The organism is Fibrobacter sp. (genome assembly GCF_017551775.1).
Classification (GTDB): Bacteria; Fibrobacterota; Fibrobacteria; order Fibrobacterales; family Fibrobacteraceae; genus Fibrobacter.
In genome coordinates this window covers 1-8,264 of sequence record NZ_JAFZKX010000103.1, presented here as the reverse complement: position 1 = coordinate 8,264, position 8,264 = coordinate 1, and the positions used below count along the sequence as shown (strand labels likewise).

Below are 8,264 nucleotides of genomic sequence, written 5' to 3'. Positions count from 1 at the left end.
TAAGGTCACAATTTGCGACCTCCAAATTGGCCAATTCGCAAATTGCAAGCAAAATTGTGGTTATTCGCGATGTTCAGGTTTTGCTTGACCGCGATATTGCAGAAATGTATGATGTTGAAATTAAAGTGCTGAACCAAGCTGTGAAGAGAAATGCTGAGCGATTTCCTGAAGAGTTTATGTTTCAGTTGTCTTCGGATGAATATCGAAATGTAAAGAAAACTTTATGGTCACAATTTGTGACCATAGAAAATGCCGAGGACCAACGTGGTCGTCATACTAAATATCTCCCGTATGCCTTTACGGAACAGGGTGTAGCCATGCTTTCGGCGGTTCTTCGTAGCGAAAAGGCGATTAAGGTCAGCATTGAAATTATGAATGCCTTTGTCCAGATGCGTCATTATTTGCATAGGAACATCGCAATCGCAAGTCGCCTGGATGCGGTAGAAAATAAGGTCGATGCGAAATTTTTGGAGCATGAGACTAAATTCAGGAAGATAGACGAAAACTTCTCGAAGATATTCCATGTGTTGGATTCATCGCCTCAAAAGGCGAAGGAAGGCGTTTTCTTCAAGGGTCAAATTTTCGACGCTTACGCATTCTTCCAGGACATCATCAAGACGGCGAAAAAAGAAATCGTCCTTATTGACGGATATGTAGATTTATCTGTTTTGGAGAGATTGTCGGTAAAGCAAAAGAATGTCTCGGTCAAGATTTATACGCACCCGAAAGCGGAATTGCGGCAGGCTGATGTCGAACAGTTCAATAAGCAGTATCCGACTGCATCTATGGACTATACCAAAAAGATGCATGACCGTTTTTTGATTATCGATAACAAAGATCTTTATCTCATCGGAGCTTCACTGAAGGACTTGGGCAAACAATGTTTTGCCTTTAGCAAGATGGATGACCCCAAGACGCTAATTCCTATGATTTTGGCGAATCTAAACTGACATCTAAGTCCACAGACTCGTAATAAACATCGCACTGGCGTCATCCGCCTTCTTGAAGCCGCAATGTTCGTAGAAAGCGAGTTCCTCGTTGTAGGCGACCACGACAATGCGGAGGTAATCCTTGTACTTTTCGTGAACTTTATCGACGAGGACTTTCCCGATGCTTTGACCCTGATATTCGGGGCGCACGAGCAGGTAATGTACGTAGGCGTTCATGATGCCGTCGTCCATGGCGCAGATCATGCCGACGAGCTTATCGCCATCCCATGCGGAAATGACGGTCTTAAAGTTCTTCATCGCGATGACGAGCTTGTCGGGGAAATGCCCCGAGGACCATTCGACAGAGAGGAAGAGGTCTTTTAAATCTTGTTCAGAAAAATCGTGGGTGTTTTTGTATTCAATGGTCATAATTATGCTGGAGATGCTTATTGGATCCTATCGCCGCTACGCGGCTCCAGGATGACAGAGGGTGGGCGCGGCGTTTATTCTCTGCGAAATCTTTTTATTCCTTTCGGCGGTAAATATTCGCGAGAATTGCGCCGGAGATGTTGTGCCACACGGAGAAGATGGCGCCGGGGACGGTCGCCATGGCAAGCGACGAGAATGCGGTCGCCGCAAGGCTTGTGGCAAGTCCTGAATTCTGCATGCCGATTTCAATGGAGAGCGCCTTCGTCTTGGGCGTCGAGAACTTGAGCAACTTGCCGAGCCCGAAACCGCAGCCGTAACCGAGCAGGTTGTGGAGAATCACCACAGCGAAAACGACTGCGCCCGTCGAGAGAATCTTTGCGGCGTTATGCGAAACAACAGCGGCAACAATCATCGCAATCGCTATCACGGAAACCAGCGGCAGAACCTTCACAGCACGCGCCGTAAACTTGCCGAAGAACTTGTTGATGACGAACCCGAGCGCAATCGGCACAATCACGACTTTCACGATAGAAAGGAACATCGTCATCACATCCACGTTCACGGTCGTGCGCAAAAGCAAATACGTAATCGCGGGCGTCAGCACAGGAGCGAGCAACGTGTTCACGCTGGTCATGCCAACAGAAAGCGCCACGTCGCCTTTCGAAAGGTAAGTGATGACATTGCTAGATGTCCCGCCCGGGCAAGTTCCCACGAGGACCACGCCCGCCATCAGCGCGGCATCGAGCCCGAAAATCATGGAAAGCAAAAACGCGAGTGCCGGCATCACGATAAACTGCGCCGCACACCCGATGGTAATTTCCTTAGGGCGCGTAAACACGAGCTTGAAATCGCCGAGCTTGAGCGTGAGCCCCATGCCGAACATCACGACCATCAGCAGGTAATTCACCCACGAAAGTTCAATCCAGAGCGTCGATTTCGGGACGAACAGCGAGAGCGCCGCAATCACGAGCACGACAACCGCCATCCACTTGCCCACGAATTCACTGATCTTTTCGAGAATATGCATAGACCCGGAACCTCCAAGAACTACTCGAAAAGATAGACAAAAAAAAAGGCGGGGCAAAGCCCGCCAAAAAGATTCACATCGAATTCCGCCACCACGATGTGGTCACGGAATATCGATTGCAGTTTACTTCACCAGAACCTTCTTCCCGTAGTAGGCACCGCGGGCCCTGTTCTTCATGCCGTTCAGCCTGCAACCATTCAGGTCGTAGTTGCGCTCCATCTTGTACTCGGCAGAACGCTGGCGTATGGGAGTGAATCCCATCCCGGCCTCGAATGTCGCCTTGTAAAGCTGGCAAGATTCAAACACGTCGATGGTGTCGCCTGCGGCAAAAGTCTGGCCGTTGTATTCCGTGCCGCTGATGGTCTTGGTCTTGATATCCGGAGCGGGTTTCCAGATTTTGAAACTACCGGAGAGGTGAAGCATGGCAAGGTAGTGCACCAGGCCGTCGTAATAGCGGTACTGGCCCGTCATGAGGTTTGCGTCCCAAGCCTTCTTCAGGTTACTCTTGATAATGTCTTCGTAACCATCCATGTCCTTAAGCGCGAGGGCGGCCACGGCGTTCGCACCCGTTTCTCCCAGGGTGTAGCTTTCGGAGGGGTTGCTGCCGTCCCAATTGAAACGGCCATGCCTGTAACCATCTTTTTCGAAGAAGTCGATAATGCGCTTAGCCATTTCCACCTGACGTGCGGAATCGGCGCCGAACAGGTAGTAGTCCATGCCGAAGTTCATGGCGCAGCGCATGGCGTCGTACATGTACCTTTCGGCATTCTGGTTGTAGTTCACGCCATGGGGTGTTCCGTCAAAGTTGTTGTAATCCGAGAACAAGCCGGATTTCGTATTGGATGATTTGTACAGGTGATCGCGGGTCGCCTTGGCAGCCTTTTTCCACTTGTCCTGATTGGTGGTGGACCAGCGGGAGAACAAATCGACAAACGCCGGCAAATCGTACGACGGGTCAGAGAAATTGTTCTCGTTGCCCTGCGGCTGGAACGTGATGACGTAATGTTGCGGGTTAAAGAGACTATGCTGGCTGTTGTCCCACATTCTCTTCAAGATATACTGGGCATCTTCCATGTACTGCGGGTCATTCCAGCGGTTGGCCGCAAAGAGCAAGGACATCATAAAGTACATTTCACCGTCCGGAGCGCAGTTGTCGTCACCGCCGGTGCCGTTCGTGCCGCGCTTCCAAGCAAAGTAGCCGTCCCAACCACCGCTCTTGTGCCACATGTGGCTCTTGGCCCAATTCCAAATCTTGTCGAATTCTTCCTTGTGGTTGGTCTGCACGGAAATCATCATGCCGTAGCTCATGCCTTCGGAACGGACGTCGTTGTTACCCGTGTCGAAAATGTAGGCTTCATTGCCCTGGTCGTAATAAATTTTGCTGTTGTTGTCACCCTTGAAGTAGTGATTCCACATTTTGTCCAGCTTAGCCTGGATTTCTTCATCGGTCTTGCCCAGGTACTTTTTGAACGGGCTGGTGTAATCGCCAGTGTAGTAGGCGCCACTGTAGTTCGTCTCGTCACAATCCGGGCCAAAATAAGCCCCGTTCTCGTCAAAGAAACAAGTGGGAGCCCCCTCCGCAAACGAAACGGTTGCAGCAAATGCGCCAAGGCACAACGCAGCCGAAATAGCAGAAAAATTTTTCATTTTTAGTCCTCCTTTATTTGTTCCATAAAGATAACTGACACAGGAGCAAAAAAGGACAAATGCGATACTAAATGTGTTGTACTGCTTTACACCAAATTATGGATAAAAACGGAGCATATTTGGCGAAAACAATAGCTGTATACAGGATTTTAGATTTAGACCCTATTCGCACTTTTTTTAGAATCCGGGCATGACACGCAAAGCGTTAACCCCGCAAAAAAAAACGCATGGTTCATCACCATGCGTTTTGAAAAGATACCCGCGAAAACGATAGCGGCCTTACATCTCTTCGAGTTCCTTGCCCTTCGTTTCCTTGATGAACTTGGCCACAAAGAATATGCTGAAGATGGCGAAGAAGGAATAGATGGCGTAGGTGGGGCCGACACCGATGCCGCCCTTGCCGGCAAGTACCGGGAAGCTCCAGGAGACGACGAAGTTTGCGCCCCACTGAGCAAGTCCGCATATGGCGATAGCCACGGCACGGATGCGGTTGTTGAACATTTCGCCGAGCATAACCCACATGACCGGGCCCCAAGACACCGCGAAGAAGGTGATGTAGAGGTTCGCCGCGATGAGGGCGACAACACCCGCCGCGCTGGGGAGGCTGCCGTCGGCATTCGCGCTCAAGAAGCAGATGGTGAGGGTGCTGAGGGTAACCGCCATGCCAACGCTACCGATAAGCAGGAGCGGCTTGCGGCCAATCTTGTCGATAAGCATGATGGCTGCAATCGTCATGATCAGGTTGATACCGCTCGAAATCACGCTGGTGAGGAACGCGTCGCTCTCACCAAAACCGACGCTCTGCCAAAGCATAGTGCCGTAGTAGAAAATCACGTTGATACCCACGAGCTGCTGCAAAATGGCAAGTCCGAGACCAGCCCATACAATCGGGGCGATGCGCTTCTTGCCGCCGACCATTTCGAACAGGTCCGCGAGTTTAGCGGGCTTTTCGTTCTTGAAGGTGTCGTGAATGGAAGCGATTTCCTTGTCCACGCCCTCGGAATCAATCCTAGAGAGGACTTCCTTTGCCTCTTCCAAGCGGCCTTTTTGAACAAGGTAACGCGGAGATTCCGGAAGCCTCCAGGCGGCAATGCCGTAAAGCGCAGCCGGAATGATTTCGACCCAGAACATAATCTGCCAGGCCTTGAACCCGCCGCAGCACACGTTGTTCGCCGAACCAGCGATGCGCACGATGAGGTAGTTCGAAAGCAGCGCCACGAAGATACCAATCACGATGGCGAACTGCTGCATGGAACCGAGACGCCCGCGCAAGTGAGCAGGAGCCGTTTCGGCAATGTAGATAGGCGCAATGATGCTAGCGACACCGATACCCACGCCGCCGATGACACGCCACACGATAAAATCCGGGATGCCGAACGGGACACCCGAACCGATAGCACTCACAAGGAAGAGTCCCGAAGCAGCGAGCATGCAACGGACACGGCCGAACTTGTCGGCAAGTCTGCCAGCGAAATAAGCGCCGACCGCGGCACCGATCAGCGCAAGCGAAACAGCCCAGGCAAGCTGGTAATCCGTCGCATTGAAATGTATTTTGAGAGCGCCGTTCGCACCGTTGATAACGGAGGAATCGAAGCCGAACAGGAAGCCGCCGATAGCAGCGGACAGGGTGATCAGGATTATGTGTCCCAAATGAGTTTTTTCTTTAGACATGGGGAAAACTCCTTATTATTCCTTAGTATTTCACGAAATGTCTGTGGATAAACTATTAGAAAATCCCTCAAAAAACCACCAAAAAAGGAATAAATAGCACAAAACCCTATTCCAAATTGGAATAAAAAGGGGCTTGCACAAGACAAAAAAAGGCTTTTTTCTATCTTTTTAACATTAAATGGTAATGAATATGGTTATTCATGAACCCACTATTAAAGAACCTACAAATCCGGGGGCATTAATATGAAGATTGTTTCAGGCAAGTCATTCTTTTATTCTTGCATGGTATTGGTGTCTGGAATTTTTATTTCCGCATGCGGAGACAGTGACACTCCCAGCGTCGTAAATCCGCCTCTGGAATCTTCCAGCAGCGTAGAAGACATCGACCCCTCAATCGAAAGTTCAGCCGACGCAACCTCCAGCGAATCCACGACGCCATCGAGTGCCGTAGAATCTTCCTCCAGTATGGAGTCGTCCTCTTCAGCAACAACGGCTTCTTCGTCCAGTATTGGAAGCAGTTCCAGCGCAATCGGAAGCGTTGGTGACTACTGTTCCACTAATTTTCGATACAAATACATCCATGACAAGGAGAATAAGAAATTCACCATATTGGAAGACCATTCCTATGACGAATGTCAACATCTAAATGGCAACTATGTTTTCTCCCATATAGACGAAGTAAAGCAATATAACCGCAGTTACATATTTGTCGGAGACACTCTAGTCTTAATTCAAAGTAAAGAAGGCGATCCCGATACTATGACCACGGTTTTGGTAGGTGGTTCTGCGAACAACCTCCTCGGAGACTGGGCGTTCACGACTTGCGACTACGAAGCGGGTTCCATTTCTTGTAACAATAAATCAAAACCATACACAATCCATTATGTCTTTGAAGCAGATTCTCAGCTCGTATATACCACACAAACAGATGGGAGCTGTATTCCACCGGAATCTTTAATTCCAAGCGATGGAACCTTGGACAAAGACGAGAGTTACACGGACACCTACGCCATGCGTTACCTTTACGAATCCATTATAAGCATCAAGAAAGGTGAAATTCAAAACGTATCAATTTTTCCTTCATCATTTTTCCTTCAAGAGGGCGGAATTACCGTTCCGTCCGAAGTGACCATTTCAAGTCAAAGCAAATACGCCGTCGCCTTCACTATCGGCGGTCAGGAATTTTCTGTCACCATCGGTGAAAATACTCACCGCATCCAGTACTATTCCGGTTCCCAATCTGAAGTTGATCTGGACCTCACCTCTGGCAGCGCAGTCTGCCACCTGCATTACTTTAGCGATTCAAAACTCACCAGTGAAACATGCAAGGCAGAAAACGCACCTTACTTTCAATTGTACACGCATGAAGAATCTGGCATTGAATATGTCGAAGGCTACGAGATTAAAAATATCGACGAATTTAAGGCTTGCCTGATTGCTCTGGCTCAAAATCATTGATTTGTGGTATATCGGAGACCTTTTCTTGATATCATAAGCGCCTTTTTACTAAATTTACCGCCGAAAATTCAATGTCCATGTGGTAAATGCCGGTCTGGATCCTTCGGCTGCGCCCTGACGGGCTCCGCTCAGGATGACACCTTGCATTCCACTGTTCCGAGGAAAACCATGTTCCGTGAAGTAAAGAAAGAAGAGACCTTCCCGCAGATTGAAGAGCGCGTGCTCGGCCTGTGGGACAAAGACGAAAGTTTCAAGAAGTCGCTTGACAGCCGTCCGGAAACCGAACCGTACACTTTCTACGATGGCCCTCCGTTTGCAACGGGCCTTCCGCACTACGGTCACCTGCTTGCCGGTACCATCAAGGATATCGTTCCGCGTTACTGGACCATGAAGGGCAAGAAGGTTCCGCGCGGTTTCGGTTGGGACTGCCACGGCCTTCCGATTGAATCTCTCGTTCAGAACGAACTGGGCCTCGCCGGCGTTGCCGAAATCCAGAAGCTCGGCGTCGACAAGTTCAACGAAACCTGCCGCAGCAAGGTGCTCAAGTACACCAGCGAATGGAAGAAGACCGTGCGCCGCATGGGCCGCTGGGTGGACTTCGACAAGGGCTACAAGACCATGGACAAGAACTTCATGGAATCCGTGTGGTGGGTGTTCAAGCAGTGCTTCGACAAGGGCCTCATCTACCAGGGCTACCGCATCCAGCCGTACAGCCCGGCCCTCGCGACTCCGCTTTCTAACTTCGAAACCAACCAGGGCTACAAGGACCGTCAGGACCCGTCCCTCACGCTGATCTTCCCGCTGATTTCCGATAACGCGAAGTTCAAGGACACGAGCATCCTCGTGTGGACGACGACCCCGTGGACGCTGCCCTCCAACTTTGCCATCGCCGTCGGTCCGGACATGGACTACAACCTGGTGGAGACTGACGGCAAGAAGTACTGGTGTGCCGCTACGCGTACCGCCGCCTACTTCAAGAACGCGAACATCGTCGACACCTGCAAGGGTTCCGACCTCGTGGGCCTAAGCTACGAAGCTTTGTTCCACTTGAGCGACGCCTACGCCAGCAAGGAAGAACTCGAAAAGCGTTACAAGATTTACCC

The 8,264-nt window shown here is 50.2% G+C and carries 7 protein-coding genes; 3 read left to right on the top strand and 4 right to left on the bottom strand.

The window, feature by feature from the left end:
• The coding region (locus tag IK012_RS12195) for an ORF6N domain-containing protein (RefSeq protein WP_290955001.1) at positions 1-950 on the top strand (950 nt) is incomplete at its 5' end.
• 3 nt (positions 951-953) lie between these two features.
• On the opposite strand, the gene IK012_RS12190 is transcribed toward IK012_RS12195, so the two are convergent.
• The 4 genes from IK012_RS12190 to IK012_RS12175 all read right to left on the bottom strand — a co-directional run bounded on the left by IK012_RS12190 (position 954) and on the right by IK012_RS12175 (position 5,703).
• Positions 954-1,358, bottom strand: a complete 405-nt coding sequence (locus IK012_RS12190; protein ID WP_290954999.1) for a GNAT family N-acetyltransferase — start codon at positions 1,356-1,358, stop codon at positions 954-956.
• Positions 1,359-1,452: 94 nt separating this feature from the next.
• On the bottom strand, positions 1,453-2,385 hold the full coding sequence (locus IK012_RS12185; protein WP_290954997.1) for a bile acid:sodium symporter family protein: 933 nt from the start codon (positions 2,383-2,385) through the stop codon (positions 1,453-1,455).
• 123 nt (positions 2,386-2,508) lie between these two features.
• Positions 2,509-4,032, bottom strand: a complete 1,524-nt coding sequence (locus IK012_RS12180; RefSeq protein WP_290954996.1) for a glycosyl hydrolase family 8 — start codon at positions 4,030-4,032, stop codon at positions 2,509-2,511.
• Between the two features lie 279 nt (positions 4,033-4,311).
• Positions 4,312-5,703: a sugar porter family MFS transporter gene (locus IK012_RS12175; protein WP_173380206.1), complete on the bottom strand. Its 1,392-nt coding sequence runs from the start codon at positions 5,701-5,703 to the stop codon at positions 4,312-4,314.
• A gap of 243 nt (positions 5,704-5,946) precedes the next feature.
• Between IK012_RS12175 and IK012_RS12170 the strand changes: the two genes are divergently transcribed.
• Together IK012_RS12170 and IK012_RS12165 are read left to right on the top strand one after the other, a co-directional pair.
• Complete coding sequence (locus tag IK012_RS12170; protein ID WP_173384742.1) at positions 5,947-7,161, top strand: hypothetical protein; 1,215 nt, start codon at positions 5,947-5,949, stop codon at positions 7,159-7,161.
• Positions 7,162-7,329: 168 nt separating this feature from the next.
• The coding region (locus IK012_RS12165) for a class I tRNA ligase family protein (RefSeq protein WP_290954990.1) at positions 7,330-8,264 on the top strand (935 nt) is incomplete at its 3' end.

Bases quoted from the DNA above. Each gene is read 5' to 3' on its own strand.
- IK012_RS12190 (WP_290954999.1), bottom strand. From the start codon at position 1,358: ATGACCATTGAATACAAAAACACCCACGATTTTTCTGAACAAGATTTA.
- IK012_RS12185 (WP_290954997.1), bottom strand. From the start codon at position 2,385: ATGCATATTCTCGAAAAGATCAGTGAATTCGTGGGCAAGTGGATGGCG.
- IK012_RS12180 (WP_290954996.1), bottom strand. From the start codon at position 4,032: ATGAAAAATTTTTCTGCTATTTCGGCTGCGTTGTGCCTTGGCGCATTT.
- IK012_RS12175 (WP_173380206.1), bottom strand. From the start codon at position 5,703: ATGTCTAAAGAAAAAACTCATTTGGGACACATAATCCTGATCACCCTG.
- IK012_RS12170 (WP_173384742.1), top strand. From the start codon at position 5,947: ATGAAGATTGTTTCAGGCAAGTCATTCTTTTATTCTTGCATGGTATTG.